Raw genomic sequence first — 26,003 nt, forward strand, 5'->3', positions numbered from 1 at the left:
GTGGTTGGTTGTCAAAACGGTAGCTCGATGCCGGGTTGCACATCCTGCATCACCTGCCGGAACCGGGCCTGGATACGATGCAGACCCGAAGCGTCATCCGCTTCGAAACGCAATACCAGACTCGGGGTCGTGTTGGAGCAGCGAACCAGTCCCCATCCATCGGCAAAATCGGCCCGCACGCCGTCAATGGTGGTCAGCTGTGCACCAGCGAACATTCCGGTTCGCGCCGAAAGGGCTTCCATAAAGCATTGCGGCTCGCCCTCTGCCATTTCTACCCGCAATTCCGGCGTATTGATCGCATCGGGCAATGCGGCAAAGACCTCCGAGGGCGATCGGATATCGGCAGTCAGGATCTCCGCCAGCCGGGCGGCGGCATAAAGGGCATCGTCGAAACCGTACCACCGCTCGGCAAAAAAGAAGTGTCCGCTCATCTCTCCCGCAAGGGGAGCGGCGGTCGCCTTCAGGCGTGCTTTCAGTAGCGAGTGCCCCGTGAGCCACATCTCCGGCGTACCTCCGGCGGCCCTGACCGCGTCGCCCAGTCGGCCGCTGCATTTTACGTCATAGATAATCTTCGCACCCGGACGGCGCGAGAGCACGTCGCGGGCAAAGAGGATCATCAGCCGATCAGGCCAGACCGGTTTGCCTTCGGGCGTCACCACGCCCAAACGGTCGCCATCGCCGTCAAAGGCGAAGCCCACATGGGCACCGGACCGGGCCACGGTTCGGGCCAGGTCGGCAAGGTTCTCCGGCTGGCTGGGATCGGGGTGATGGTTGGGAAAGCGGCCGTCCACCTCACAAAACAGCTCCACCACCTCGCAACCGAGACGCCTCAGCAACTCCGGAGCCAATACCCCGGCCGCACCGTTTCCGCAATCGACCACGACCTTGAGGCGCCGCCTGAGGGAGATATCAGAGACGATCCGCTGCAGATACTCTTCCGAAACCGCGACATCCCGGCGCCCGCCGCGCCCGCTGGTCAGGCGGTTTTCCCGAAAACGCCGGCGCAGGCCGGTAATGGCATCACCCGAGAGGGTCTCTCCCCCGACCATCATCTTCAGCCCGTTATAGTCGGGCGGATTATGACTACCCGTCACCATCACCCCGTTTCCGTCGGTGCGGGTATGCGCTGCGAAGTAGAGCACGGGCGTCGGCACACAGCCGAGGTCCAGCACCTCGAGGCCGGTTGCCTGCAGTCCGGCGGCCATGGCATCCATCAGCCTCGGCCCGGAGAGACGACCGTCACGTCCGAGTGCAATACGCGTTGCACCGCGTTCCCGGGCCTCGCTTCCCAAGGCACGGCCGATGGCCTCGACCTGCGGCACATCAAATCCCTCACCCACAACCCCGCGAACGTCATAGGTGCGGAAGATCGTCTCCGGCAGTTCAAGCGTCATAATTGAGGTTTCCCATCCTGGAACGATGACCTTGCCGAGAACGCCTGAACGCCCACCAACTGACACTCGCCGCAGAGGGCACAGAGGTTCGCCAGGAAAGGCTTCAGGGTTGAGGTCGCTATCTTTTCACCTGATTCCACATAAGGAACTCCGCGAAACCCGGCGCACTCTGCGTCTCTGCGGTGCAGTATGGTAATCCATGCGCGGAGGCGGCACCCGGAGCCATGCACACCAGACCGGACGAGGTAGCGTTACCGGGTCCCGGTGTGACCGAAACCGCCGACCCCGCGGGCGCTTTCTTCAAATTCCTCCACCACGGAAAACTGCACCTGGGCAATGGGGACAAAGACCATCTGCGCGATGCGCTCACCGATCTGAATCGTAAAAGAGTGATCTCCCCGATTCCAGCACGATACATAGACCTGTCCCTGATAATCGGAATCGATCAGTCCAACCAGGTTGCCGAGCACGATGCCGTGCTTGTGACCGAGACCGGAACGCGGCAGTAATACGGCCGCGAGCGTCGGATCCCCGATATGGATCGCAAGGCCCGTCGGAATCAGGTGCGTCTCTCCGGGCGCAAGGCTCAGCGGCTCTTCCAGACAGGCTCGCAGGTCCAGACCCGCTGACCCATCCGTCGCGTAGTGGGGCATGGGTATGGTGCTCCCCAGCCGCTTGTCCAAAACCTTGAGTTCGATGTTTCTCATACCTTCTCCCCGTTCGGCATACGCGCCCTCACCCGGTCCAGCAGTCGGTGTGCCAGTTCCGATTTGCGCATGAGGGGAAGCGCGTCATCGCCTCCCTCCCAAATGACGTGCAGCGCATTATAGTCACTATTGAACCCCCTCCCTTCGGCCCGTTCGCCCACAAGATTGGCGGCAATCAGGTCGAGGTGCTTGTTGCGCAGCTTGTTGCGGGCATTAACCACCAGATCCTGCGTTTCGGCGGCAAATCCGACCGCAAACGGTCTTTGCGCGAGTCCGGCGACCGCGGCCAGAATATCGGGGTTGCGTTCCAGTTCGAGGGTGATCCTCGCCTCCTGTTTTTTTATCTTCTCCGCCGCCGGCAATCCGGGCCGGTAATCGGCCACCGCCGCGCAACCGATGAAGAGATCACCGGGGCCAGCCAGTACACTCTCCAGCATCTGTTCGGCACTTTCCACGTCGATGCGCTCAATCCCCACAGGGGTGTCCAGTGCCACCGGGCCGGCCACCAGCCGTACCCGGGCACCGCGTGCCCTTGCAGCGGCGGCCAGGGCGAATCCCATCTTTCCCGAACTGTGGTTCGAGAGGAATCGCACCGGGTCCAGCGCTTCCCGGGTGGGACCGGCAGTGATGGTCACCGCAACGCCGTCGAAATCCCTGGGGCGAAGCAGGCCCGCGAGCCCCTCGACCAGCGACTCCGGCTCCAGCATGCGTCCCGGTCCGGTCTCGCCACAGGCCTGTTCGCCCTCCGCCGGGCCCAGCCGATGGATACCCCGTGAGGCCAGGCGCGCAACGTTATCGACGGTGGCGGCCGCCAGCCACATCTGCCGGTTCATTGCCGGGGCCACCACCAGCGGGGCTTCGGTGGCCAGGCAGAGCGTGGACAGCAGGTCGTCCGCCATCCCCGCCGTCAATCGGGCGAGAAAATCGGCGCTGGCGGGGGCCACCAGCACCAGATCGGCCCAGCGCGCCAGCTCGATATGCCCCATCGCCGCCTCATGGGCGGGGTCGAAGAGCTCGCTTCGAACCGGATGGCCGGAAAGCGCCTGGAGGGTCATGGGGGCAATGAACTGACCCGCAGCAGGCGTCATCACCACCCGTACATCGGCCCCGGCACGGCGCAGCTCCCGTACCAGCTCGGCACTCTTGTACGCGGCAATGCCCCCGGTCACGCCGAGCAAAACCCGTTTGTCGGTAAGCGCTTGCATATCCCGGAGTTTAACACCAGTGGCGAGTGGCTAGTAGCGAGTGGCGAGTGGCGAGTGGCGAGTGGCGAGTGGCGAGTGGCGAGGGACGAGTGACGAGGGACGAGGGACGAGTGGCGAGTGGCGAGGGACGAGTGGCGAGGGACGAGTGGCGAGAGACAAAAGGCGAAAGGCGAGTGGCAAGGGTGAGCGGGTTTAGCCCGATCCCAAAGTGCCCCGGACGTGTCCTAGCAACTAGCTACTAGCCACTCGCCACTCGCTACTAGCCACTCGCCACTGACTGGCGATAGAATCGACACGATGTTCAACATGGAGGTTTGCGGATGGCGATCACGGACTGGCCGGCTACCGAACGGCCGCGCGAGAAGTTGCTGGAAAGGGGCGCGGACAGCCTGTCGGATGCCGAATTGCTGGCGATTTTCCTGCGCACGGGGGTGCCGGGCAAGACCGCCGTGGATCTGGCACGCGATCTGTTGAACCGCTTCGGCGGCCTGCGCCCGTTGCTGGAGGCGGACCGCGACGGATTCTGCGAGGCCAGGGGGCTGGGCGAAGCGAAATTCGTGCAGCTTCAGGCAACGCTCGAGATCAGCCGCCGCCATCTGATGACGGCGCTTCGGCGCGGGGACGCCCTTACCAGCCCCGATGCAACCCGCCGCTACCTGGCGGCGCGGCTTCGAGGTGAAGGCCGGGAAGTCTTTGCCTGCCTGTTCCTCGATAATCGCCATCGGGTATTGGCCTATGAAGAACTCTTCTTTGGCACCGTCGACGGGGCTTCGGTACATCCCCGGGAGGTGGTCAAACGCACTCTCAGCCACAATGCCGCCGCCCTCATCCTTGCCCACAACCACCCTTCGGGAGTCGCCGAGCCCAGCCGTGCCGACGAACACATTACCGGTCGCCTCAAGGAGGCACTGGCCCTAATCGATGTTCGCGTACTGGACCACCTGATCATTGGTGATGGTGAAATCACCTCCCTTGCCGAGCGGGGGCTACTGTAAAAAGGGCACTCCGATAAATTCGTCATTCCCGCGAAAGCGGGAATCCAGCCGTTTGCTTTTACTGGGCTCCCGCTTTCGCGGGAGTGACGAAAAATGACTTTTTAGAGGGTTCCAAAAGATCTCACCACGGGAAACCGCGGGAAAGGGAAAACCCTGGCGGTAGCCGTTTTTTTGCCGGCGCCGCCAAGCTCATCAGTAAACCGTTGAACTTGCGAATCTTTTCACTCGTTGTGGTCTCCATGCTCAGCAATCCCCTTGCAGCTTTCACTTGTGACCGGAAACGCTTTCTGCTATAAAGTCCGGCTTTCTGCCTTCGGGCAGACGAATTTGGAAATTGGAGGCGGAATCATGTCCAGGGTATGCCAGGTAACGGGCAAACGTCCGATCACCGGTAATAATGTTTCGCACGCCAACAACAAGACCAAGCGCCGTTTCCTGCCGAACCTTCATTCCCACCGGTTCTGGGTAGAAGGCGAGAAGCGCTGGGTCAAGCTGCGGGTCAGCAGCAATGGCATGCGTATTATCGACAAGAAAGGTATCGACACCGTACTCGCGGAGATTCGTGCCCGCGGCGAAAAGGTGTAAGGAGGATCGGTCATGGCTAAAGGTATACGCGAAAAGATCCGGCTGGTCTCCAGTGCCGGAACGGGTCACTTCTATACGACCGACAAAAACAAGCGCAACATGCCGGAGAAAATGCAGATCAAGAAATTTGATCCGGTGGTTCGCAAGCACGTGATGTACAAGGAAGCGAAGATCAAGTAATCAACGCCTCCCTGCTACTACGCGCTGAAAAACCCGGTCCAGGCCGGGTTTTTTATTGCCCGCTGTTCGGCACCGGCTTTCCGATCGGCGAAGGCGGACAGATAACGGCGGATAACCACGGGGGCACGGGGGACACGGAGGGAAAACCATCACCCTTCCCACACCCCGCTGTCCCCGTGGTTCGGCTTTACCGCTCAGCCACGTAGTCCGAAGGGATCGTTCGGGTCGATTCCTTCCTTGAAGGGCCGTTTGCGGTCATGGTGGGTGAGCTGATACACGCGGCCGATCCACTTGTTGATGATGGCCTCGGCAGTGTCGTGCCAGGTGTTGTCCAGATAGTCGACGATCAGCTTTTCGGGAAACTCGGGGATGGGTTGGCCCCGCTCCCGGGCGCTGGACACCCGTAAGCGATGCTCATCGAGAATGGCCTCCGCCTGGGGCGTGAAATAGTTATCGATGGATGGCGGATAGTCATCGCGCCTGCCGGCGCCAAACAGCGTCACCTCACGCTTGTACTCCTTGAGCAGGCTGATGACGTCATACTCCGGATGACCCTGGAAAAACACCAGCCGGAACAGATCCTCACTGGTTGCCAGGTGCACTCCGGCCTCCTCGCTTTCGGCCAGGACCCGACAGCCCACCGACTCGAACTGCTCCCGCCCGATCGCATTGAAACGGGAGTGAGGCACATCGAAGCGGGTGTTGACGCCGGCGACCAGCGGATGCTGACCGGACACGCGGTGCGAATAGACACCCCAGCGCTTGAATCCCAGTGGCCGGCGTTTCTGGCCATAGCGGAACTCCATGACGGCGTGGGTCGTCAGGCATGAGCAGAGCGTCGAGGTGACGTTTTCATAGGCCCAGTCGATGACCCTGATGAGCGGCTTCCAGAATGGCTGTTCCGAAAGCTCGGTCCCCTGCACGTTGGCACCAGTAATGATCAGCGCATCGAGCCCCTCATCCATCAGGTCCTCGAAGCGCTCGTAATAACGGTCAATATGTCCGGCTGCGTCCGGCCCCCGCTCAAGCTCCTTCAGGGTGAACGGGTGCATGTAAAACTGGGCGATCTGGTTCGCCTCGCCCACCAGCCGGAAAAACTGGCGCTCGGTGGCGGAGAGCGCCGCATCAGGCATCATGTTGAGCAGCCCCACATGCAATTCACGAATATCCTGGTGCACGGCCACATCGCGCTCAAGGACATTCTGCCCCTCCTGGCGAAGACGGCTGAAGGCGGGAAGTTCGGTATTGGCGACCAGCGGCATCGGTTCGGTTACCTCGAAAACAAAGGATTACGACTGACGGGCAATGGCCGTCTCGACCAGCTCCAGGAAATCCCCCTCGCTCTTCACCCGCCACAATTCGTTGGTGGTCACGGTATAGCCGTAGCTACCGGCCATCGCCTGGTAGCGCGGGATGCGGGAGTAGAACAGACGCGGGAATACCCAGCGAACGAAATCATCGGGGTCAATCTGTGCCACATACTCCAGCCGACGCTCACCCATATAGGTCGAGAGCTGTTCATCCAGAAAGGCCTCGCGGTAGTAAAGCGGCTTGGGGTCCGAAGCGGCCCGACGGATCAGTTCCTGTTCATCTTTTTCCGTAGCCTGGATGTACAGCAGCAGGGTTTCCCGCTCCAGTACCTCCGTCACCTCGGGGTCATCCAATTCACAGACGCTACCGCCGGCATCGTTGATGAAATGGCGATAGCCATAGATGCTCTGGGCCTTCTCGATAAACGCGGGCACATCCTTAAGGGCCGCCACCTCGGCCTGATGGTGCAATCCCTGGCGACGCTTGAATTCCTGCAGGGACAGCCCGCCTTTCTCGGGATTGCCGATCTTGCCCATGAAGCTGGCAACCGGTTTCAGATGATCGACGGTAATATTGTTGCGGATGTAGATGGAATCCGACCGCAGCAAGTCGCGAAGAAACGGCACCTGCATCGCCTGCTGCTTGATGTTGTCGAGGATTGCTTCGTCCAGATAGCGGGTACCGATGCGGTAATCGGCAGAATAATGAAACCAGCTACCCTGCAGCAGAATGTTGGAAAGGCGGGTCTTGCCCACGCCCGACATTCCCAGCAAAGTAATGCGCTTGGTTTTCCAGTTTCGAAATTGCTTGGCACTCAGCTTCACGACAGATGCTCCAGCGGAAAACCCGTGGAATTGTAAAGCAAGGACTTCATCCCTGTCAGGCCAAGCGATGCCCGTACTTGATTTATTGTTCCATATACCGGAACTTATCCAAATGCCGGAACTTATCCAACTATTATGTCGGAGTTTGTCCCTGCACGGTGATACATACGCAGACACAGGCGCCTACCGGTTTAATCATCCCACACCTCCTCGGAGGGTGAATGGAAAGCAGCCATCGCGTTCGGCGCCAAATGGTGACGAGCGTCGACGTTGATCGAGCGCACTCCCCGGCAGCAAAGGGTAGCAGGGTCCCATGAAGCCGCCGGGGCGTGCCCTTTTCTCCTGGGTGCAGAGACTGAGCCTCACCCGCAAGGTGGTCGGACTGACCCTTCTGCTGGGTACCGGGGTCTGGCTCGGTTTCGATTACCAGATGACGCGGGATCTGGAAGGCGTCTTCCTTGAAACCGTGAAGGAGGATCTCGAGGGACAGGCCCTCCGCGACCGCTACGCGTTCAATCAGCGCCTGGAGCATCACAACCGGGCTGCGCGGCTAATCGCCTCACAGATGAGATTCACCGAGTATGTGGCCAAGGTGGACTGGTCCGAGCGTCACGGGCCGCCGCTGATCCACCGGGAACCGCCTCCCTGGATGCCTGAACGATCGATACTGGAGGCGTTTTACGACATCCGCTTCGCCATATTGCTCAACGCCCGGGGCAATGCCCGTGAAGTATTCAGTCCCCTGCCGGCCCCGCCGCCGGAACCACTATTGTCCGCTTCGGCACTGCTGGAGAAACTCGCCCCCGATCAGAGTCACTTGATCGAAATCGGGCAAACCCCGTACACAGTGGCTGTCGAGCCTTTCGATATGGGTGGCCACACCGGCACTCTGCTGTTTGCGTCACCCATCGACAACAAGTTTCTCCGCCGTGTGGCGCATGGAGCCGGCCCTGACACCTATCTGGCACTTATCGGTGATCAGCCGCGCCGGGTAATCGCCAGCAATGCGCCCGATTTTGTCTCTCCCGGAACAGAAATGAGCCAGCTACAAAGCGAATTTCTGGTCACGACCAAGTCCTTTTCCGATTACGGCGCTACCGATCTCGATGCCCAGCTCTCCTCCCTCCTGACCCGCTCTGCCATCGAGCAGCAGATGAATTCCGTACTCAGCAAGGCGCAGCACAAGCGGATCTGGCTGACCGCCGCCCTGCTTCTACCGTTCATCCTTCTGACCTATGCCGTCGCCCGACAAATGCGCGAACTGGCCGCAAAAGTGGACGAAATGGCCGTCCTGACGCTGGGGCGAAACGCCTTTTCTCCATTGCGCGGTGATGAACTCTCCGGATTGATGGCGCGCTTTCAGACCTTTTCCACCGCACTGGCCGCTGCCCGTCATGCCCTGAAAAATGAGGTGCGAACCCGATTGCGGTTCAAGCGCACGGCCATAAAGAACAAGGAGCGAGCCAGACATTCCCGCCACCTGCAGGCAGTGACCAACGCCATGCAGGTTGGCGTCATCGTTAAAGAAAGCACCGGAACGACTCCTGCCAATGCCACCATGCGGGACTTCATCAGGGAGTGTGGAGACATCGATGCCTTTCTCGTTGGCACCGAGACCGAGAGTACCGTACTTCACCTGGAAGATGCGGATGGTCGCGAGCGCATGTTCCATGTACGCCGGCCAGCCAATGGTGAAGAGCAGACACTGCTGGTAAGGGATATCACCCGTGAGGTGCAAATCGACCGGGAGCGCCGGCTGTTCGCCTTTATGCCGGCCGAAAGCCCCAACCCGATACTGCGTGTCGATAGCAGTGGCCGCCTGGAATACGCCAACCGGGCGAGCGAACCGCTGCTTGCAAAGTGGAACCTCGGAGTCAATGGCGAACTTCCCGGTTCGCTTCAGGATGAGCTGCAGCGCGCCATGCGCAACAGCGGTAGCGGCACCTTCGAAATCGGCGTGACAGAACGCTGTTACCAGTTCTTCGTAGCGCGTATCGAGGATTCCGATTTTGTCTATCTCTACGGCAACGATGTTACCGAGCACAAGTGGGCCGAAGCTTCCATCAATTCCCTCAACGATCAGTTGGCGAAGCATGTGGTTGAACTCCTGCGTACCAACCGGGATCTCGAGGCCTTCAGCTATTCGGTTTCCCACGACCTCAAGGGGCCTCTGCGAACCATCGACGGGTTCAGTCATATCCTGCTTGAGGAGCACGCCGCCGAGCTGAGTGAATCCGCCAAGAGCGACCTGCAACGTATTCGCACGGCAGTTGCACATATGAACGGGCTCATGGAGGGACTACTTAAACTGTCACGGGTCAGCCGAGCGGAGCCGCAGATCGAGGAGATTGATCTGTCGGCGATTGCGCGGGAAACCGGAGTCCTGCTGCAGCAGATGAAGCCGGATCAGAGCGTCGAATTTGTAGTCGAAGAGGGGCTCACTGCAGCGGCCGACGGCAACCTGTTACAGGTCGTCATGGAAAACCTGCTCGGCAATGCCTGGAAGTTCACCTCGGGACGAGCTCTCGCGCGCATCCACTTCGGGGTCAAGGAAGTCGCTGGCGAAACCGCGTTCTATGTCCGTGACAACGGGGCGGGTTTCAGAATGGCCCATGCCGACCGTCTCTTTATCGCTTTCGAGCGGCTCCATGCAGAGCGCGAATTCTCCGGCCACGGTATCGGTCTGGCGACCGTATCCCGAATCATCGAGCGGCACGGTGGACGCATCTGGGCGGAAGCAGAACCCGATCGGGGCGCCACCTTCTATTTTACCTTTCCATCCAGGGATAACTGCGGCCGCTCCGCATCCGGATAGCCACAGAATCCCACGGAGAATACTCTGTCAGCAGGCCGGCCTTCAGGCCAACAGCCTGGCGAAGGAAAACACGCACGGGGGCTAAGCCCGACCTGCACCACCGTCACAGATATCAACCGCGCATCAACCATTAGGAGCATCTCCGAGAATAGACTGACCTATTGCGAGCCTTGCCCTCGTGACGGTCGCTCTTCTCGGACAGGCTCTAGCCGGGCGTCCAGCCCTTGCCCTGAACGATAAGGACATCACAGGGTGCGCTCGCCGCCACATGGTCCACCGTGGTTCCCAACTGGCCGGGATTGCCCAACGCGCCCAGCACCACGACATCGGCCTGCTGTTCGCCGAGGTATTCCAGAATGGCGCGTCGTGCCGAATAATCGGAAAGTGCCACATGGCGCTCCGCGTCACCCAGGTGCACCCGTTCGGCCCAGTCCGCGAGCCGTTTTTCCACCCTTTCCCGGATGTAGTTCTCAGGATCTTCCTGCTCCTCCGGAAGCCCGGCCACTTCATCCGGGAGGTGCTCGACCACGTGCAGCAGGGTAACGCGCCCACCAGAACAGCGAGCCTGGTCTACTACGCGCGTCGCTGCCGTATCTGCAGCTTCCGTCAGGTCGGTAGCGAAAATGATATGACGATATCCCGCCATGGCTGCACTCCTTGTTTACGGGGTCCTTTGAAAACAAGATTAGGCCATTGGGCAGGGGTGATTTCCCTTTGGGAAAGTTGCCGTGTGGGGGTATTCGGACTGCGGGTCGTATTCGTGCGATCGCCTATGGTTATCCGCAGTGCTAACGATCTTTTGCTGGCGTTCTATTGCGCCTCTACTATTGGGACTCCATGGGACGCATCGAACGTTTTTCTGCCAATCCTCTCGGCCGGGACTTCGTTGCCGGCGACGTGCATGGCCAGTTTCACTTGCTGGCAGAGCAGCTCGAACGACTGGCTTTCGACAGTCGATGTGATCGGTTGTTCTGCGTCGGCGACCTCATCGATCGCGGCAGGGACTCCCAGGCGGCCGTGCGGTGGCTGGAGTATCCCTGGTTTCACTGCGTAAGAGGCAATCACGAGCAGATGGCGCTGGACGCCCAGTCGGACAGCAATGTCCGCTTTACCTGGATGTTGAACGGTGGCGAGTGGTGGGATGACACCCCATCGCCGATCCGGTGCCGACTGCTGCCTCTGCTGGACAGGCTCCCGGTCGCCATCGTAATCGAGGCAGCGCGAGCCCCGATCGGGATCGTCCACGCCGACCTGCCGCCAGAGACAAGCTGGAGCGATTTCCTCGAGCAGGTGGAAAGGGGCGACCGCAACGCCATCAACACCGCTCTCTGGAGCCGCCGCCGGGTTTACAGCCGGAATAATACCGGCGTTCCCGGTGCAGCCAAGATCTACTGCGGTCACACCATCGTTGACGTGCCGCTCACCCTCGGCAATGTCCACTTCATCGACACCGGGGCCTATACCACAGGGAGACTGACCGTTCTCCGCCTGTAAGGGCCATGATCATACGCTCCCGATTGGGGCATCAACCGGCCGGCGTGGTAGGATCCGAATCCTCTCCTGCAAGAAAAGAGCCATGTCCGAAGCACCCTGTTCCGGCCCCGAACGATTGCGTTTCCCGGAGGCCGAAGAGCGCCACGAGTGGCTGCCGTACCTGCTCGAAGCGTATTACGCCACCGACCAGGGCGTACATGAAGCGATTCGCCGGGAACAGCGCCAGGGGCGAACCCTGGCCTGTGGGAAGGGTTGCGGCAACTGCTGCGAAACCCACACCACGATCCCGGTTTACCCCCTCGAGCTGATCGGGCTGTACTGGTATGCCACCGAACAGCTGGGCGGTGAAACCCGGGAACGGTTACGTGATTCGCTGCGCACCTTCGAGAAGGGGGCCCCTTGCCCGTTCCTGCTGGATGGAGGCTGTGCCGTACACCCCATGCGCCCCATGGCCTGCCGCCATTTCAACGTGTTCGGGCAATCCTGCGCAAAAGGCGAAGATGCCTATCACACGCGGCGGAAGGATGTGCTCACTCCCATCCGTCGTTACCAGGACGAGGCCTTCTTCCATCTGCTGCCGTTTCACGGCGTCAAATCCAAGGCCGAACGACGCCGGGCGATCAAAAAGGGAACCGTTCACGCCCTAGCAAAGGTGCTGCAGGAACTCGACTGGGACCGACTGGCCGATCGCATGGATGCCTTTGATCGAGGATGAGGTCAGCAGTCGAACAGGGTGCTAGTTTTAGGGCAAAACGACAGGGAGGTGCCGATAATGAGTGACGAAGAACGCAAGCAACGGGAAGAGGCCCGCAAGGCCAGGGAAAAACCCGCTGAGCCACGCTCTCCCGGAGCCGCCACTTCGGCCACCAACGCGCCCGCGGGCGGCAGCCTGAAGGATCGGGACCAACCCGGTGAAGGGGGATTGCCCCGACGGGAAGACATGCACCCGGGCGACCATCGGGCCAGAGAGGAAGAGGAAGAGGACGGGGAAGAGGAAGAAAAATCCGACTGAGCCCGGCGCCGGTGCACCGGTGCAAAGGTGTCGTGAGAGGAGACCGGGCGCCGAAGACTCAGTGACACTCCCGGAGAAACTCCTTGACCGCGGTCTCGACGGTGATCTGCCCGGCCTTGACCGCGTCGTGGTAGCGATGCATCCAGGGACCCATCAGACCCCGAGAGAGTTGCAATTCCCGTAACATTACCCACGCCAGCGGACCGCCAAGCTGGAGGAAACCGCTCTCCTCGAAGTCCCGTTCCGCTCGCTCCCGATCGTATTCGACTCGCACAATCTCCGCGACCCAACGACCACTGAAAAAGTGGAAACGCCCGTAGGCGGCCCGCGGATCACGATCGAAGGGGGAGCCAACGGAGCCGGTATTGACCACCAGCATACCGTCATGCCGACGGATAAGGGGGCGATGGGTATGGGAGGTGATAAACAGGTCGCGGGCGTCGCCGAGTTTGTCGGTCAGCTCACGCGCTTCGGTTTCAGGGCGAATCCCGTCCCGGTTGCCCAGCCGGGTGCCGTGAGTCACGTGAACCGAACCGCCGTCCCGGTCCGTCAAATCGAGCTGGTCGGGCCAGACCCTTACCTCGCTCAGTGCCGCTCCCAGTTGATCAACCGTCCAGTGGGCAAAGCGCCGCAGCTCGAAATGCGGATTGCCCGGCTCCCTCGGATGATCCGCACAGGCGAGGACGAAGGTCTCGTGATTACCTTTGAGAAAGTGTGCCCGGGGCTGGCGTGATCCGATGCGCCGCAGGCAGGCGCGACTGTAGGTCCCGCGATTGATGAGATCGCCATTGATGATCACCTCATCCGGCTGCCACTGCTCCAGGTCCTCCAGCACCGCCTCGAGGGCGGGGAGGTTGCCATGGATATCGGAGATCACCGCCAGTTTCACGGACTCGCCTCTGTTTGCCTCTGCACCGGGCCGGATGCCTGTAGGTCGGCCTTCAGACCGTCATCGGGTTCCGACGGGCTACAGCCCGACCTACATCACCGGCTGGGCGTTAAACGATTTCCCGCATGAACCATTAGCGTACCACGCACTTCCGCTGGCTTCTTCCCGAAAAGGCCCGCTCCGTCGCCGCGGGGGCAACCGTTTGCTTCAGAGAGGAAGCGGGTCACCCGATGGGGGGCGACAGGGTGCTACATACCGATCCGGAAGCGCTCTTCGCGAAAGGCGAGTACCAGCCCCCCGGGTTCGATGGCCTCCAGGGTCGGTCCCTCTTTCAGGACATCTCCCTCTCCGTACTCTCGCTCGTTGATGAAGACAAAGCGTTTTTCCGGGCGTTCACTGTAGACGTGAATATTCAACACCAGATTGCCGATGGTCCGACGGATATCGACCGGGAGTTCGCTCCAGGCCTTGGCCGGAGGCTGCCGGACGGGCGCCGATGGAGGGGCTGCGGGAGACTTTACACTCCCGTTCGTCCCGGCTTGGTCACCAGTAGGGCGAAGGGGTTCGGGTTCGGAATCGATCTCGACAACGGGGAGCGGCTCCGGCTTCGCTGCAGGCAGCGAGGGACGCTCAACGTTCTCCGGCGACTCCGAAGCCGGGCTTTCGGACCGGATATCCGCCCCGGACATCGAAAGGGACGACACGGTCCCGGTGCCGAAGTATTGCCCCCGGAAGACGTAACCGACGATGAACAAAGCCACCAAGGCTCCCAACAGAAGTGCAATCACCAACGGCCCAATCCGGCGCACAGGCCGGAGCGAGAGCGCTTGCCCCTGGAGGGTCGGGACGCTGCCGCGCGCGTGCTCACGCTGGGACTTGTTCAGTGCCTCCAGGATATATGACACCGGCTACTTCCCTCCCACTCGGACATCAAGCCGTGGAATCGTCGGATCGGCCGCGGCCGTATTGAGCTGAATGAGGGTCCGCGGTCCGGCGATGCCATCCGTTTTCAGGGCATGCTGCTGCTGAAAGTCGACCACCTTTTCACGAAGGGTATCGGTATAGCTTTCGGGTACCGGCACTCCCCCGCCCAAGCGTTCCCATAACCACTGCACCGCCCACGGCGATGACCGCCTGCCGATCAGCGATGCTTCGGAATCCGGCGGGCGCCAGAGGATCAGGTAGTTTCCCCGCCAGAATTCGTCCGACTCGGTGAGTGGCAGAGTCCATTGCGCATCACCCACCCGAAACTCGGCTCGCTGATCCTGCATGCCCGTCAGCAACACATGCCGGACACCATCATCACTCCAGAAGTTCAGCACCGCCGGTCGGTTCAAGCGGCGCAATTCCTTCCAGCTGGCCCTTCCTCGCAGGCAACGCAAGCCGTGAGTGCGGACATTCTGACAGAAATCCGCCACCGGTTCGCTCGCCACAATCCCCCAGTTTTCGAGCAGGCCTGCCCCGGCCGCTCCCGCGTCGAGACTGGCAGGCGCCTCCCGAACCAGCTGCTGAATACGGATGTGCGCCGGCAACGCATCCGGCTGCAAGGGCGCAGGTGGTTCGGCAGCGGTGGCGATAACGGGTGGTGTCATGCGCTCGAATAACAGAGTCAGGGCCGAACGGGTGTCGGGCAGGAATCCCGCACCCGCCAGAGCCAGCGCGAGGACTCCAAGGAGCGCCGCCCTGGCCCCGAATGGCCGCTGTCGGTCCCGGCTCCCCGTGAGCTCGGCCGCGGCACGGCGCACCACCCTGCGTTCTACCCTTTCACAATCGGTGGCATACGCCCCCAGCAGGGCCCGATCACAAACCGTGTTGATAAGGCGGGGGATACCGCCTGAAAATGCGTAAATTTCCTTCAGGGCCCCCCGGGTAAAGAGGCTCCTCCGCGCTCCGGCCACTTGCAGGCGGTGAGCCACATAGGCGCGGGTCTCCTCGGGGCTCAATGGCATCAGGTGGCAACGGGCGGTGATGCGTTGCGCCACCTGTCGCAGCTCCGGCTGATCGAGAAGGTGCCGAAGTTCGGGTTGGCCGATAAGAAAGATCTGCAGGAGTTTGTGGCGGTCGGTCTCCAGGTTGGTCAGCAGCCGCACCTGCTCCAGAACATCGGGGCTGAGGTTCTGCGCCTCGTCGATCAGCAGTACGGTTCGACGCCCACGACTGTATGCATCCAGCAGATGGGCATTCAACCGGTCGATGAGTGCCTTGGTGGAGTCCCGCTCATCGGGCAGCGGGATTCGCAGCTCTTCCAGGATGTTGCACAGCAACTCCGGTGCCGTGAGCTTCGGGTTGAGCACCAGGGCCGCATCCACCGCCTCGGGCAACTGCGCCAGAAAGGCCCGGCAGATCATCGTCTTGCCGGTGCCCACTTCCCCGGTCAGCTGTAAAAAGCCACCCGCCTCGCCCGCCCCGTAAAGAAGATGCGCAAGCGCCTCCCGGTAGCGTTCACTCAAATGAAGAAACCGCGGTTCGGGGGTAATGGAAAACGGCTTTGCATCAAGGCCGAAATGATCGAGGTACATGCCAGTCCTGCTCAGGGGGTCGATTTCCTAACATTCTAGAAGTTTATTCTGGGACAGGGTCCCGGTGCGTGGACCGGGGTAGCTTTACCACTAGACTGTTGGACACGGAAACAGCAACCGAACCCATACAGTACCATGACCGACACCAAACACGCGCTGGTCAAGACACTGCTGCATCGGTGCGGAAAGACTTACGCCGAGGAGGTCGACGTGCGCGTGGAGGACCACACCCTCCCGGAGCTGGAGCGTGCCCATCAGGTCGTGCAGGAAGAAGCCGGCAGGTGATGACCCTTGGATCCCGAGCAGCGGCCGCCACACCGCCATCATCCAGGATTTGATATCGGCGCCAATCGGACCGTTTTTGCCCTGGCGATGGCAAGACTCGGCGACGCCTTGGGCAACAGCATGCTGTTCGTGGTCATCCCGCTCTATGTCGCAAGCCTGCCGGCCCCCTGGCTGCCTTTTCCGGACGCCCTGCAGGCCGGCATTCTCATCTCCATTTACGGGCTGATTACCACGGCGGTGCAACCCCTCGCCGGTGCATGGGTCGACTGGTCCGACCGTCGCAAGCCCTTCATCCTGGGCGGACTGTTGCTGGCAGGCGCCGCCATCGCCAGCTTTGTCTTTGCCCGACAGTTCGGCGAACTGCTTTTCCTGCGGGTCTTTCAGGGGATCGGCCTGGCGCTTACGATCCCGGCGGGCATGGCGCTGCTGGCGGCGAACACCGAAAAAAGCACCCGCGGCGGCTCCATGGGGATCTATACCACGGCACGGCTGATCGGTTTCGGACTCGGTCCCCTCGTTGGCGGAGCCCTGCACGACACGCTGGGCTTCAATGCCGTCTTCTATACCGCCGCCGGCTTCATTGCCATTGCGACCCTTCTGGTACAGCTCTGGATCAAGGATGGACCCAGCCGCGGCACCACGGAGGTGCGCCGGACCTTTCGCGTGTTCGATCGCACGCTACTGTCCCCCGGTATTCTGGGGGCAGCGTTGGCGGTATTCGCCATGGCCAGCGCCTTTTCGGTGATGACCCCCCTGGAACAGGAGTTCAATGAGCGCCTCGAGCAGGGGGCCTTCGCGTTTGGCGCCGCATTCAGTGTGCTGATCCTGACCCGGCTGTTGCTGCAGGTGCCTTTCGGTCGACTCTCGGACCGCTTCGGCCGGAAAACGGTGATTATATCCGGACTGATGATCATGGCGCCGGCCACCGCCCTGATTGGCGAGGTCCAGACCACGACCCAGCTACTCGGGTTGCGGGCCATTCAGGGAATCGGGTCGGCCGGCATTGCCGCACCGGCATTCGCCCTCGCAGCAGACGTGAGTACCGACGGAAATACCGGCCGGCAAATGGCTCTGGCCACAATGGGGTTTGGGTTGGGAATCGCCACCGGGCCGATGCTGGCCGGCGTCCTGGCCATTATCTCCTTTCGGCTGCCGTTCCTGGTGGCCGCTGCCCTGCTGCTGGGGGCCGCATGGACTCTCTACCGGTATGTCCCGGAGACACTGGAATCCGGGACGGGCGACCGCTTGCCCTAACACCCGATTTGCTATGGTTCAGGCCGATTCCTGCACGTCGAAGAAATCCACCCTCCCGCTATCGAGACAGTATTCGGCACCAACCACCACGAGCGTGCCCTCGCCGATCAGTTGCTCCAGAAGTTCGGAGCCGTGGCGCAGGTGATTGGCAGAGGCTCGCACATTGGCGCGGACCGCTTCCTCCATCAGCCCCTCACGGTCGTATCGCAGATCGGTTTCCACCAGTCCCGCTATCGATGGACTGATGCGATTGACGATGGAGCGGATATTGCGTGAGGGGCTGGAGCCCCGGCCGATCAGTTGGTCAATGGTCGCGCCAATGGCGCCGCAGTACGAGTGGCCGAGGACCACCACCAGCGGTGTACCGAACTGGGCGGCGGCGAATTCCACACTACCCACCTGCGAAGGTGCAACGATATTGCCGGCCACACGGATGACGAAAAGTTCGCCCAGACCCTGGTCGAAGATGATCTCGGCGGGCACCCGGGAATCGGAGCAGCCGAGGATCACGGCAATCGGTTTCTGCTCGGCAACGAATTCGGCCCGACGACCGTGGCTGGTCAGTGCCTCTAGACTCATGACGTTGGAGACATAACGCCCGTTGCCGGCTTTGAGACGTTCGAGCGCTTCGAGTGCGGAGATCATATCGTATTTCACCCTGGCCAAGGAGAAGGTGCCGGAAAATTGTCCCGGCCTGTCCATCCCCGAGTTAGGGGCGGGCATTCGCCTGCGGGACAGGCCGGCAGGTAAAAGAGTACCCGATGCGATTGCCTATGGCGAAAAGGGTCATTTGCAACCGATGAAGCGCACGCTGGTGCTGCGTTCCGTGAGGACCCGCTGCATCACATCCAGCGTATGCCCGATCGCCTCATCGTCGGTATGATGGGACAGGGAGAGCCGAAGCGAGCAGTGAGCCGCCTCATCCGAGAGGCCCATGGCCTTGAGTACGTGCGTCGGTTCCGGGGAGCCGGACTTGCATGCGGAGCCGGAGGAGCAGGCGATACCGTGCTGGTCGAGCGCAATCACCAGCGATTCGCCCCGCAGCCCGGGCAGCGTCAGGTTGAGGGTGTTCGGCAGACGCATCGCGGCCGATCCATTACGGGTGGCACCGGGCACCAGCCGCATCAGTCCCGCCTCCAACCGGTCACGCCGCTCCTGCATCACCCCGCACTGCCCGAGCCACTCGCCAGCCAATACCGCCGCCCGGCCGAGGCCGGCGATCCCGGCCACATTCTCGGTCCCGGCCCGCAGTCCGCCCTCCTGGCCACCGCCATGGACCAGCGCCTCCAGCTCCAGACCCTTGCGCACGTAGAGGGCACCCACGCCTTTGGGTCCATGAAACTTGTGGGCGGAGAGACTCAGCAGATCGACACCCAGAGCCTCCACATCGACCGGACTCTTGCCGACCGCCTGCACCGCGTCGGTGTGAAACGGGACGCCGTGCTCACGGGCCATGGCCGCCAGCTCGGCAATTGGCTGAATCGTGCCGACCTCATTGTTGGCGAGCATGATCGAGACCAGCGCGGTCTCGCCGGTGATCGCCCGGCGCAGCACCTCCGGCCGTACCCGACCCTCGTTATCCACCGGCAGATAGCTCACGCGCCAGCCCATCCGCTCCAGAAAATGGCAGGTCTTGAGCACCGCCGGGTGCTCGACCCGCGAGGTGATCAGGTGGGCGCCCGTGGCGGCGCTGAAGGCGATCCCCTTGATGGCGAGGTTGTTGGCCTCGGAGCCGCCGCCGGTAAAGACCAGTCGCCGCGGCCGTGCACCGATGAGGGCTGCCAATTCCCGGCGGGCACTTTCCACCGCCTCATGGGCCATGCGTCCGTCGCGGTGAAGGCTGGATGGATTGCCCCACTGGACCCCCAGCCAGGGAAGCATCGCCTCCCGCACAGCCGGAGCAACGGCGGTGGTGGCATTGTTGTCCAGATAGACCCGCTCCCGTCCGGGCGGGGTCTGCCGGTGCCGGCCGCCCGCCACCCTTCTGCGCGGCCGGGGACGCGGCGTGCCCGGTTCCAGCCGACGTATCCGGCACAGTAGCGCCTTGTAGACCGGGAAGCCGGAGATGGGGTCGTAATTGTCGATGTCGGTCAACTCGTTGACGTTCCATGCCTGCCAGGCCGGCGGTCCGACCGGGGTGCCGCCGCCCATGTTGCATTCGACTGTGCCGGGCATGATGTTCTCACCCACCCGGGCGCGAAACGGCACGGCCCCGCGCGGGGTCGCCACCTCGACCAGATCCCCGTCACCGATACCGTGCCGGCCGGCATCCTGCGAATGCAGCTCCACCACCGGTTCCGGCTGCGCCTTCACAAGGCCAGGAATACCGTGATGCTGGGAGCGGAAGTCGGTGTCGGGGCGGGCGCCGGAGTTGAACACCAGGGGAAATGCCTCCAGGAGCTCCGGGCTGCCCAGCGGTCCCTCGCGCACCTCGGTGTACCTGGGCAGCGGCTCATAGCCAAAGTCCTCGAGCAGGGTGGAGGCGATCTCGAAACGGCCCGTCGGCGTATCGAACCCTGGCTGTCCATCTGCACGCAACACTCCCTTTTCCCACTTACGGTACTCCATCATGGGCGTCTCCCGGCGCACCCAGCCACCCGCCTCCCGCACCTGCTCCAGCGTGAAGCCGGACCCCTCCAGCACGAAGCGCTGCACCTCTTCGCCCTCCTGCGGAAACAGGTGGCCGTAACCCAGCCGTTGGGCGAGGTCCGCCATGATGCGGTAGTCACCACGCGCCTCGCCGACCGGCTCGATCAACTTCTCACGCAGGCGAAAAACGGGGCCGTAGGTCATGTAGGAGTCGATCTCGAACATGGTGGTGGCCGGCAACACCACATCGGCATAATCCATGTCGGCGGTGCGCTGACGGTCGATACAGACCAGAAAATCCAGACCCGCCAGGGTTTCGCGCCAGATGGGAGTCTGCGGCCAGGAGGTGAGCAGGGAGGCGCCCTGCACGATAAGCCCCCGCAGGGGATAAGGCTCGCCCTTAAGCACTGCGTCCACCAGGCCAAGCGGATGCGACTCTTCACGGTAGTGGGTGTAGAGGGGCAGGCGGTCACGGGCGATGGCGCGCGAGGTATCCGGGTTTGGCTGGTTGCAGCTGCGGTTGATGGGAAATTGCCCACCGGCCATGGTCAGGCCGATGCCGCCCGGCACATCGAGCTGGCCCGCCAGGGCGAACAGCGTCAACACCGCCCGCACCGCCTGCACCCCGGTATTGGAGTATTCAAGACCGGTGTACATCACCGGACAGCAGCCGTTGCTCTCCGCCACCAGCCGGGCCAGTTCACGCACTTTCTCCGCCGGCACGCCGGTGATCACGGCCACCACCTCCGGATGAAAGTGCTGGACATAGCGGGCCAGGTCATCGAAGCCGTGGCACCACTGTTCGGCGAAGGGCTCGTCGTAGCGGTCCTCCTCCAGCAGCACCTGGATCAGGCCCAGCGCCAGGGCGCCGTCGGTGCCCGGACGGATCGGCACCCACTCGGCACCGGTGCGCTCGGCCGTTTCGGTACGACGCGGGTCGATCACCACGATGCGGGCGCCACGGGCGGCCGCCGCCTCCAGTCGCTGCAGGTCACGGGGCGGCGAATCGGTGGCCGGGTTGGCGCCCCAGACCAGCACCGCACCGGCGTGTTCGATGTCGCTGAACAGGTTGTGGTAGTAACGGCCCAAAGTCGTGTGGGGCGCAATCATGGCAAAGGCCACGTAGCACAATGCGCCGACGCCGAAGGTATTCGGTGAACCGAACGGGAACAGGACGCTGGAGGCGGAGGAGATCGCCACCCCCTTGGGCTGATACAGGTCGCAGAGTGAGAGCTCGAAGGCACCGCGGCCAGTGTAGACACCCACCGCCTCGGGACCGGATTCCTCCTTGAGCGTTTGCAGGCGTTCGGCGATCAGCTCGTACGCCTCCTCCCAGCTAATAGGTTCGAAGGCGAATTCGCCCTTGGCCCCGGTTCGCCTGAGAGGGGTACGCAAGCGGTGTTCGGAATGGACAATCTCCGGTGCATGCCGCCCGCGCCGGCACATCGCGCCCAGGGGATGGTCCGGGTCCGCCCGCACCTCCATCAGCTGCCCGCCTTCCGTTCGCGCCTCGATCCAGCAGCCGGAGGGACAGATTCCGCAGATCGATTTCTTCCAGCTCACATCACTCACTGGCGGGTTCGATTCCGTGCAAACTCCGTAGGTGTTCCGTGCAAAAGCTCACGGGTCGTGTGGGTTTAAAGTGTAGCCCACGAGCCGTTCCGAACGGCCAGCAGTCCAGGGAGTCCGGTTCATCCTTACGGCCGCTGAGATAACACGATAATACGGAAACAGTCCTTCTAAAGATGAGAAAAACTGGCAATCTCCGAGATTTGGCATAACCCTTAACCTTATTCGGGAACGTGTCCGGCACAGGCCATTGAAACCGCCGGACAAACATTGATGCAAGGAGGCAATCTCATGGTCACGCAAGCCTATGACGTTGAACGCATGGCGGCACGCCGCCCCATCGTCGGCGCCGTCAGCTGGGGAGCAGTCTTCGCCGGGACGGTCGCCGGTCTCTCTATATACCTGCTTCTTGCCCTTATCGGTGTTGCCACGGGCTTGACCGCAGTGGACCCGGCAGCCGCCGAACCGGTCGGCAGTATCCCCCTGTGGACCGGTGTCTGGAGCTTCATCAGCATGCTTATCGCGGCCTTTAGCGGAGGCTGGGTGGCCGGCCGGATGTCCGGGCTGCGACGCAAAATGGACGGTGCGCTTCACGGCCTTGTAGCCTGGGGTCTGACTGTCCTGTTTGCCGGCTATCTCGCCACTACGGCCGTGGCCGGAATCCTCGGCGGCACTCTGAATATTTTCGGCCAGACACTGCAGACTGCCGGTCAAGCCGCAGGTGCAACGGGTGCAACGGAGCAGCTGCAGCAAATCATCAGCGGAGCCGAAGGCGGAGATATTTCGCTGGAGTCGATGGGCGCCCTGCGGGACCGACTCTCCGCGCAGGACCGTTCCGGTGCCATCGAGGTCATGACCAGTGAGATGGGCTTTTCACAGCAGCGGGCGGAGCAGGTTGTGGACCAGGCCATGCCCTTGTTCCAGCAGCCCGGCCAACAGGCGCAGCAGATAGCCGAACCTGCCGTGGGAGTCGCAACAGCAGCATCCTGGTGGCTGATCGTCACACTGGCCGTATCACTGGTTCTGGGGATTTGGGGCGGTGCCATCGGGACCCGCGGCACCAGCAAGCGCATCCGTGGCGATCACAGCGACGAGCGCTATCACATGGGAGCGTAATCGCACGCGAGGCGCTCCCTCACCGGGGGAGCGCTTCTTCCTTCAGACATGGCGGGATTCGCGACCGTTCAAGTGAGTACGGCCCCGATGCCCCATTTCAGAAAGGCCACAAACGCCAGGAGGATTCCAGCTCGTCCTTACAGCCGCTGAGCTGGGTGTGATAGCGGCTGGCGCGGGCCTTGACCCGGCCGGCGACCTTGATCAACCACGGCTTGCTTTGGTAGGTGCCGCGCCGATAGCCGCCGTGGCCTTCGTGATAGGCAAGATACTGCTTGTAGGTGTCCCACTTGGAGATACCCAGGGTCTTGTAGGTCATGTTGCCGTACCAACCGATGAAATCCACGGCATCCTCGAAATCATCCCGGCTGGCCCAGCGCTTTCCGGTCTTCTCCCGGTACCAGTCCCACGTCGAGTCCTTCACCTGAGCGAAGCCATAGGCCGAGGATTTGCGGAACCAGGGGATCACCCACAGGAGCTTGCGCCGGGGCGGCTTGGCATCGTATTGAAAGCGTGACTCCTGATGGATGATCGCCAACTGGACATGGGGAGGGACGCCCCAGCGCTCGTAGACATCCCGGGTCACGTCATACCAGCCATTCTTCTCCCGAAAGATTTCACAGCTGTTATCCATATTGCTGGGCGGCGTCGTGGCGCAGCCGGTGAGGACAAGCAGCAACAGAAGCGGTATCCAGCGCATGGAAGAACAAACCGTTGAGTGGGATCCAGAAAGATATCATCGCATGCAGATCCCGCCGCGCCAATGTTTGCGGTAAGGACGGCTGCCCCAAGCGGAGCTGGAGAGGCGGCCTGGCCCTGAGCCTGTGGTTCTGATTGGTGGTGGAACGGGTTATCGTATGCAACCGAATCCATTGCTGAATCCACCATGAGCCCCGACTCTCACCGCCGCTTTCAACGTATCCGCTGGACCATCTTCGGCCTGCTGGTGGCCTCCTACATGATGGTCTACTTCCACCGCATGGCGCCCGGCGCGGTCTCCGCCGACCTGATGCAGACCTTCGGCACCAGTGGGGCAGCGCTCGGCTCCCTGGCCGCGATGTACTACTACATCTATACCGCCATGCAGGTGCCGTCGGGGGTCCTGGCCGACACCCTTGGACCGCGTCTGAGCGTCACCATCGGAGCACTAGTGGCGGGCGGCGGCTCCCTGCTGTTCGGCCTGGCCCCCGATTTCATGACCGCTTCGATCGGCCGGTTCTTCGTCGGGCTGGGTGTCTCGGTGGTGTTCGTGGGGCTGATGAAGTGGAATACCGTCTGGTTCAGCGAACAGCGCTACGGTCTGGTCAGCGGCCTTACCCTGCTCCTGGGCAATGTGGGTTCAATCCTGGCCGCCGGCCCGCTTGCGGTGCTGCTGCTGCAGTACTCGTGGCGCAGCGTGTTTGTTACGGCCGGCTTCATCTCCATCCTTCTCGCCCTGCTAAGCTGGTGGATTGTACGCAATCGGCCGCAGGATGCCGGTTTTCCCTCGGTGCGGGCAATGGCAGGGGAAGCGGAGGAGCCCCCACGGGAGCGGCACTGGTGGCACGAGTTGCGGGCGGTACTGGGCAACAGGGCGGTATGGCCGGGCTTTTGGGTCAATTTCGGCATCACCGGCAGCCTGTTTGCGTTCGCCGGACTCTGGGGATTGCCCCTGATGCGGGATGTATTCGACCTCTCGGGGAGTGATGCCTCGCTCTATACCACCGCAGCACTGGCCGGCTTCGCCGGGGGCTCATTCCTGATGGGCGGCCTTTCCGATCGGATTGGCCGGCGCCGGCCGGTGATCCTCGGTGCCGGTGTGCTCTCCTGCGCCGTCTGGCTGGGGCTGATGCTGTTGCCGTGGGGACCGGGATTCTCCGGGTTCCTGCTGTATACCCTCCTCGGCCTCTCGGCCGGGGGCTTTGTGGTCACCTATGCCGCTGCCAAGGAGGTGGTCCGGCCGGCCAATGCCGGCATGGCCATTGCCGTAGTCAATACCGGGCTGTTTCTGGGGGCGGCGATCATGCAGCCGCTTTTCGGCGCTCTTATCGACGCGGGCTGGGACGGCACGCTGCTGGAAGGCGTCCGTGTCTATGATCTGCAAAGCTATCGCTACGGTCTCGCCGCCTCGGCCGGTTTCGCCGCAATGGCCACGTTTGCCGCCCTTCGCATTACCGAGACTCGCTGCCGCAATATCAGCTTGCCGCCCGTCGCCCCTTGATCACGGCCGCCACCGTGTTGGCCACAAACAACAGCAACACCAGGGCATTGCCGAGACCACCGATCCGGCGCAATTCCATCCAGCCACCGAGGTCGCCGGCAACCCGTAGTCCGAGTGTGGCGTGGAGGAGGACCAGATGCAGGTAGAACACCGGGTGATAGGGGATATTGAACCGCGTTACGGCAGGAAAAATGATCGGGGCATGGCCGAAGACCATAGCGAACACAAAGCCGAGAAATACGCTGTGCAGCGTCGTGTCATAGCCGTAGCCAAAAAACAGGCCGCCGCTCGACAGCCCGACGACGGCGCCGACGGCCAGCCATACATAACCGGAGAGCAGACATACGGCGGTAAAGCGGGGCAGTCCCGAGCCCCGCACGGTATAGAGTGCCACGTCATAACGACCGAGCCAGAGTGCAAGCAGCAGTAGCGAGGCAGCCAGCACCATTCTCCCCGCCCCGCTGAAGGAAGAGGTGCCGATACCGGCCAGCAACAGCAGGGCCACGGCGGCGAACACCCACCTGGCCGGGGCCGAAGCAGGACGGAAGCGACTCAGTTCCAGGCGCTCACCAGCGATGGTCAGAACCAGAAACCCGGCCCACCAGGGGAGCACATCGGCCACCGGTGCCCCGGCGAGCCAGAGCAGGTTACCCACCGACCAGACCGCGGCGCCCGCCGCCAGGGTAAGCGTGAACAGGGCACGCTGGCGCCTGACGACCACCCAGGAGGCGGCCACCAGGACGAGGCTGCCGGCGCTCAGCAGCGAGCTGGCCACGCCCATCGGGGCACCGGCGATCAGGGCCAATCCACCCGCGCCGGTCAGTGCCGGGCCGCCGTAGGCCCAGCGGGAGGCAAGCGCCACCGCCCGCTCCAGCCCGATTACCGTGCCGAAGAAACCCGAGACCATCAGCGGCCCGTGCAGGCCCAACAGCTCCGGTGAGGGCAGCGGCAGGGGCCAGCCGAGCCGCACCAGGCCGGCGATGACGCCAAACGCCAGGGAGAGAAAGCCGAGCACCAGAAGGGGCAGCCGCGCGACGGGCGGCAGGTCGCGTGCGATCACCGG

At 62.4% G+C, this 26,003-nt stretch carries 24 protein-coding genes; 11 read left to right on the forward strand and 13 right to left on the reverse strand.

Going from position 1 to position 26,003, the window contains the following annotated elements:
• Nucleotides 1-11: 11 nt before the first annotated feature.
• From BLP65_RS11065 to coaBC, 3 genes are all read right to left on the reverse strand, one after another.
• Nucleotides 12-1,394, reverse strand: a complete 1,383-nt coding sequence (locus BLP65_RS11065; protein ID WP_092996884.1) for a phosphomannomutase/phosphoglucomutase — start codon at nucleotides 1,392-1,394, stop codon at nucleotides 12-14.
• Nucleotides 1,395-1,645: 251 nt separating this feature from the next.
• On the reverse strand, nucleotides 1,646-2,101 hold the full coding sequence (gene dut / locus BLP65_RS11070) for a dUTP diphosphatase (RefSeq protein ID WP_092996887.1): 456 nt from the start codon (nucleotides 2,099-2,101) through the stop codon (nucleotides 1,646-1,648).
• The gene (gene coaBC / locus BLP65_RS11075) at nucleotides 2,098-3,306 is read right to left on the reverse strand and encodes a bifunctional phosphopantothenoylcysteine decarboxylase/phosphopantothenate--cysteine ligase CoaBC (protein ID WP_092996890.1); all 1,209 of its coding nucleotides are present in this window, start codon (nucleotides 3,304-3,306) and stop codon (nucleotides 2,098-2,100) included. Before coaBC ends, dut begins: the two co-directional genes overlap by 4 nt.
• Before the next feature lie 320 nt (nucleotides 3,307-3,626).
• Between coaBC and radC the strand changes: the two genes are divergently transcribed.
• The 3 genes from radC (at nucleotide 3,627) to rpmG (ending at nucleotide 5,066) form a co-directional block, all read left to right on the forward strand.
• Nucleotides 3,627-4,301, forward strand: coding sequence for a RadC family protein (gene radC / locus BLP65_RS11080; RefSeq protein ID WP_092996893.1), 675 nt, complete (start codon nucleotides 3,627-3,629; stop codon nucleotides 4,299-4,301).
• Nucleotides 4,302-4,649: 348 nt separating this feature from the next.
• Nucleotides 4,650-4,886, forward strand: a complete 237-nt coding sequence (rpmB, locus tag BLP65_RS11085) for a 50S ribosomal protein L28 (RefSeq protein ID WP_092996896.1) — start codon at nucleotides 4,650-4,652, stop codon at nucleotides 4,884-4,886.
• A gap of 12 nt (nucleotides 4,887-4,898) precedes the next feature.
• Nucleotides 4,899-5,066, forward strand: a complete 168-nt coding sequence (gene rpmG, locus BLP65_RS11090) for a 50S ribosomal protein L33 (protein WP_092996899.1) — start codon at nucleotides 4,899-4,901, stop codon at nucleotides 5,064-5,066.
• A gap of 194 nt (nucleotides 5,067-5,260) precedes the next feature.
• Here the strand turns inward: rpmG and metA are convergent, their stop codons facing one another.
• Together metA and BLP65_RS11100 are read right to left on the reverse strand one after the other, a co-directional pair.
• Nucleotides 5,261-6,328 (reverse strand): homoserine O-succinyltransferase MetA, encoded by a 1,068-nt coding sequence (gene metA / locus BLP65_RS11095; RefSeq protein ID WP_092996902.1) that lies wholly within the window; start codon nucleotides 6,326-6,328, stop codon nucleotides 5,261-5,263.
• A gap of 27 nt (nucleotides 6,329-6,355) precedes the next feature.
• A complete protein-coding gene (locus BLP65_RS11100) occupies nucleotides 6,356-7,141 on the reverse strand; it encodes an ATPase (RefSeq protein WP_399351843.1) in 786 nt (261 codons plus the stop codon).
• A 373-nt stretch (nucleotides 7,142-7,514) separates the two neighbouring features.
• Between BLP65_RS11100 and BLP65_RS11105 the strand changes: the two genes are divergently transcribed.
• Entirely contained in the window at nucleotides 7,515-10,016 is a 2,502-nt protein-coding gene (locus tag BLP65_RS11105) for a sensor histidine kinase (protein WP_092996908.1), read from the forward strand.
• Nucleotides 10,017-10,221: 205 nt separating this feature from the next.
• On the opposite strand, the gene BLP65_RS11110 is transcribed toward BLP65_RS11105, so the two are convergent.
• Complete coding sequence (locus BLP65_RS11110) at nucleotides 10,222-10,662, reverse strand: universal stress protein (RefSeq protein WP_092996911.1); 441 nt, start codon at nucleotides 10,660-10,662, stop codon at nucleotides 10,222-10,224.
• Nucleotides 10,663-10,829: 167 nt separating this feature from the next.
• Between BLP65_RS11110 and BLP65_RS11115 the strand changes: the two genes are divergently transcribed.
• The 3 genes from BLP65_RS11115 to BLP65_RS11125 all read left to right on the forward strand — a co-directional run bounded on the left by BLP65_RS11115 (nucleotide 10,830) and on the right by BLP65_RS11125 (nucleotide 12,522).
• On the forward strand, nucleotides 10,830-11,510 hold the full coding sequence (locus BLP65_RS11115; protein ID WP_092996914.1) for a metallophosphoesterase: 681 nt from the start codon (nucleotides 10,830-10,832) through the stop codon (nucleotides 11,508-11,510).
• Nucleotides 11,511-11,592: 82 nt separating this feature from the next.
• A complete protein-coding gene (locus BLP65_RS11120; protein ID WP_092996917.1) occupies nucleotides 11,593-12,225 on the forward strand; it encodes a YkgJ family cysteine cluster protein in 633 nt (210 codons plus the stop codon).
• Between the two features lie 57 nt (nucleotides 12,226-12,282).
• Nucleotides 12,283-12,522 (forward strand): hypothetical protein, encoded by a 240-nt coding sequence (locus BLP65_RS11125; protein WP_092996920.1) that lies wholly within the window; start codon nucleotides 12,283-12,285, stop codon nucleotides 12,520-12,522.
• Between the two features lie 58 nt (nucleotides 12,523-12,580).
• Here the strand turns inward: BLP65_RS11125 and BLP65_RS11130 are convergent, their stop codons facing one another.
• From BLP65_RS11130 to BLP65_RS11140, 3 genes are all read right to left on the reverse strand, one after another.
• A complete protein-coding gene (locus BLP65_RS11130; protein ID WP_175452538.1) occupies nucleotides 12,581-13,411 on the reverse strand; it encodes a metallophosphoesterase family protein in 831 nt (276 codons plus the stop codon).
• Nucleotides 13,412-13,659: 248 nt separating this feature from the next.
• Nucleotides 13,660-14,316 carry a general secretion pathway protein GspB gene (locus BLP65_RS11135; RefSeq protein WP_092996926.1) on the reverse strand — a complete coding sequence of 219 codons (657 nt, stop codon included), beginning with the start codon at nucleotides 14,314-14,316 and terminating at the stop codon, nucleotides 13,660-13,662.
• A 3-nt stretch (nucleotides 14,317-14,319) separates the two neighbouring features.
• Nucleotides 14,320-15,930, reverse strand: a complete 1,611-nt coding sequence (locus BLP65_RS11140; protein WP_092996929.1) for an ExeA family protein — start codon at nucleotides 15,928-15,930, stop codon at nucleotides 14,320-14,322.
• A 135-nt stretch (nucleotides 15,931-16,065) separates the two neighbouring features.
• On the opposite strand from BLP65_RS11140, the gene BLP65_RS16955 reads away from it, so the two are divergent.
• Together BLP65_RS16955 and BLP65_RS11145 are read left to right on the forward strand one after the other, a co-directional pair.
• Nucleotides 16,066-16,215 (forward strand): hypothetical protein, encoded by a 150-nt coding sequence (locus tag BLP65_RS16955; protein ID WP_175452539.1) that lies wholly within the window; start codon nucleotides 16,066-16,068, stop codon nucleotides 16,213-16,215.
• Nucleotides 16,216-16,221: 6 nt separating this feature from the next.
• On the forward strand, nucleotides 16,222-17,469 hold the full coding sequence (locus BLP65_RS11145) for an MFS transporter (protein WP_092996933.1): 1,248 nt from the start codon (nucleotides 16,222-16,224) through the stop codon (nucleotides 17,467-17,469).
• Nucleotides 17,470-17,487: 18 nt separating this feature from the next.
• Here the strand turns inward: BLP65_RS11145 and BLP65_RS11150 are convergent, their stop codons facing one another.
• Both BLP65_RS11150 and BLP65_RS11155 read right to left on the reverse strand, forming a co-directional pair.
• On the reverse strand, nucleotides 17,488-18,114 hold the full coding sequence (locus tag BLP65_RS11150) for a carbonic anhydrase (protein WP_092997130.1): 627 nt from the start codon (nucleotides 18,112-18,114) through the stop codon (nucleotides 17,488-17,490).
• A 141-nt stretch (nucleotides 18,115-18,255) separates the two neighbouring features.
• On the reverse strand, nucleotides 18,256-21,621 hold the full coding sequence (locus BLP65_RS11155) for an aminotransferase class V-fold PLP-dependent enzyme (RefSeq protein ID WP_245688306.1): 3,366 nt from the start codon (nucleotides 21,619-21,621) through the stop codon (nucleotides 18,256-18,258).
• Between the two features lie 297 nt (nucleotides 21,622-21,918).
• Here BLP65_RS11155 and BLP65_RS11160 point away from each other — a divergent pair, with 297 nt between their 5' ends.
• Entirely contained in the window at nucleotides 21,919-22,743 is an 825-nt protein-coding gene (locus BLP65_RS11160) for a hypothetical protein (protein ID WP_092996936.1), read from the forward strand.
• 97 nt (nucleotides 22,744-22,840) lie between these two features.
• On the opposite strand, the gene BLP65_RS11165 is transcribed toward BLP65_RS11160, so the two are convergent.
• Nucleotides 22,841-23,440, reverse strand: coding sequence for a transglycosylase SLT domain-containing protein (locus tag BLP65_RS11165; RefSeq protein WP_092996939.1), 600 nt, complete (start codon nucleotides 23,438-23,440; stop codon nucleotides 22,841-22,843).
• A 186-nt stretch (nucleotides 23,441-23,626) separates the two neighbouring features.
• Between BLP65_RS11165 and BLP65_RS11170 the strand changes: the two genes are divergently transcribed.
• Nucleotides 23,627-24,940 (forward strand): MFS transporter, encoded by a 1,314-nt coding sequence (locus BLP65_RS11170; RefSeq protein ID WP_092996942.1) that lies wholly within the window; start codon nucleotides 23,627-23,629, stop codon nucleotides 24,938-24,940.
• On the opposite strand, the gene BLP65_RS11175 is transcribed toward BLP65_RS11170, so the two are convergent.
• Nucleotides 24,915-26,000: a hypothetical protein gene (locus BLP65_RS11175; protein WP_217631970.1), complete on the reverse strand. Its 1,086-nt coding sequence runs from the start codon at nucleotides 25,998-26,000 to the stop codon at nucleotides 24,915-24,917. The genes BLP65_RS11170 and BLP65_RS11175 overlap by 26 nt on opposite strands.
• Nucleotides 26,001-26,003 lie beyond the last annotated feature (3 nt).

Origin of the sequence: Thiohalomonas denitrificans (assembly GCF_900102855.1) — a bacterium.
GTDB classification, from domain to species: domain Bacteria; phylum Pseudomonadota; class Gammaproteobacteria; order Thiohalomonadales; family Thiohalomonadaceae; genus Thiohalomonas; species Thiohalomonas denitrificans.

Excerpts from the sequence above, each read along its gene's own strand:
- BLP65_RS11065 (WP_092996884.1), bottom strand. The coding sequence starts at position 1,394 with ATGACGCTTGAACTGCCGGAGACGATCTTCCGCACCTATGACGTTCGC.
- dut (WP_092996887.1), bottom strand. The coding sequence starts at position 2,101 with ATGAGAAACATCGAACTCAAGGTTTTGGACAAGCGGCTGGGGAGCACC.
- coaBC (WP_092996890.1), bottom strand. The coding sequence starts at position 3,306 with ATGCAAGCGCTTACCGACAAACGGGTTTTGCTCGGCGTGACCGGGGGC.
- radC (WP_092996893.1), top strand. The coding sequence starts at position 3,627 with ATGGCGATCACGGACTGGCCGGCTACCGAACGGCCGCGCGAGAAGTTG.
- rpmB (WP_092996896.1), top strand. The coding sequence starts at position 4,650 with ATGTCCAGGGTATGCCAGGTAACGGGCAAACGTCCGATCACCGGTAAT.
- rpmG (WP_092996899.1), top strand. The coding sequence starts at position 4,899 with ATGGCTAAAGGTATACGCGAAAAGATCCGGCTGGTCTCCAGTGCCGGA.
- metA (WP_092996902.1), bottom strand. The coding sequence starts at position 6,328 with ATGCCGCTGGTCGCCAATACCGAACTTCCCGCCTTCAGCCGTCTTCGC.
- BLP65_RS11100 (WP_399351843.1), bottom strand. The coding sequence starts at position 7,141 with ATGTCGGGCGTGGGCAAGACCCGCCTTTCCAACATTCTGCTGCAGGGT.
- BLP65_RS11105 (WP_092996908.1), top strand. The coding sequence starts at position 7,515 with ATGAAGCCGCCGGGGCGTGCCCTTTTCTCCTGGGTGCAGAGACTGAGC.
- BLP65_RS11110 (WP_092996911.1), bottom strand. The coding sequence starts at position 10,662 with ATGGCGGGATATCGTCATATCATTTTCGCTACCGACCTGACGGAAGCT.
- BLP65_RS11120 (WP_092996917.1), top strand. The coding sequence starts at position 11,593 with ATGTCCGAAGCACCCTGTTCCGGCCCCGAACGATTGCGTTTCCCGGAG.
- BLP65_RS11125 (WP_092996920.1), top strand. The coding sequence starts at position 12,283 with ATGAGTGACGAAGAACGCAAGCAACGGGAAGAGGCCCGCAAGGCCAGG.
- BLP65_RS11140 (WP_092996929.1), bottom strand. The coding sequence starts at position 15,930 with ATGTACCTCGATCATTTCGGCCTTGATGCAAAGCCGTTTTCCATTACC.
- BLP65_RS16955 (WP_175452539.1), top strand. The coding sequence starts at position 16,066 with ATGACCGACACCAAACACGCGCTGGTCAAGACACTGCTGCATCGGTGC.
- BLP65_RS11150 (WP_092997130.1), bottom strand. The coding sequence starts at position 18,114 with ATGATCTCCGCACTCGAAGCGCTCGAACGTCTCAAAGCCGGCAACGGG.
- BLP65_RS11160 (WP_092996936.1), top strand. The coding sequence starts at position 21,919 with ATGGTCACGCAAGCCTATGACGTTGAACGCATGGCGGCACGCCGCCCC.
- BLP65_RS11165 (WP_092996939.1), bottom strand. The coding sequence starts at position 23,440 with ATGCGCTGGATACCGCTTCTGTTGCTGCTTGTCCTCACCGGCTGCGCC.
- BLP65_RS11170 (WP_092996942.1), top strand. The coding sequence starts at position 23,627 with ATGAGCCCCGACTCTCACCGCCGCTTTCAACGTATCCGCTGGACCATC.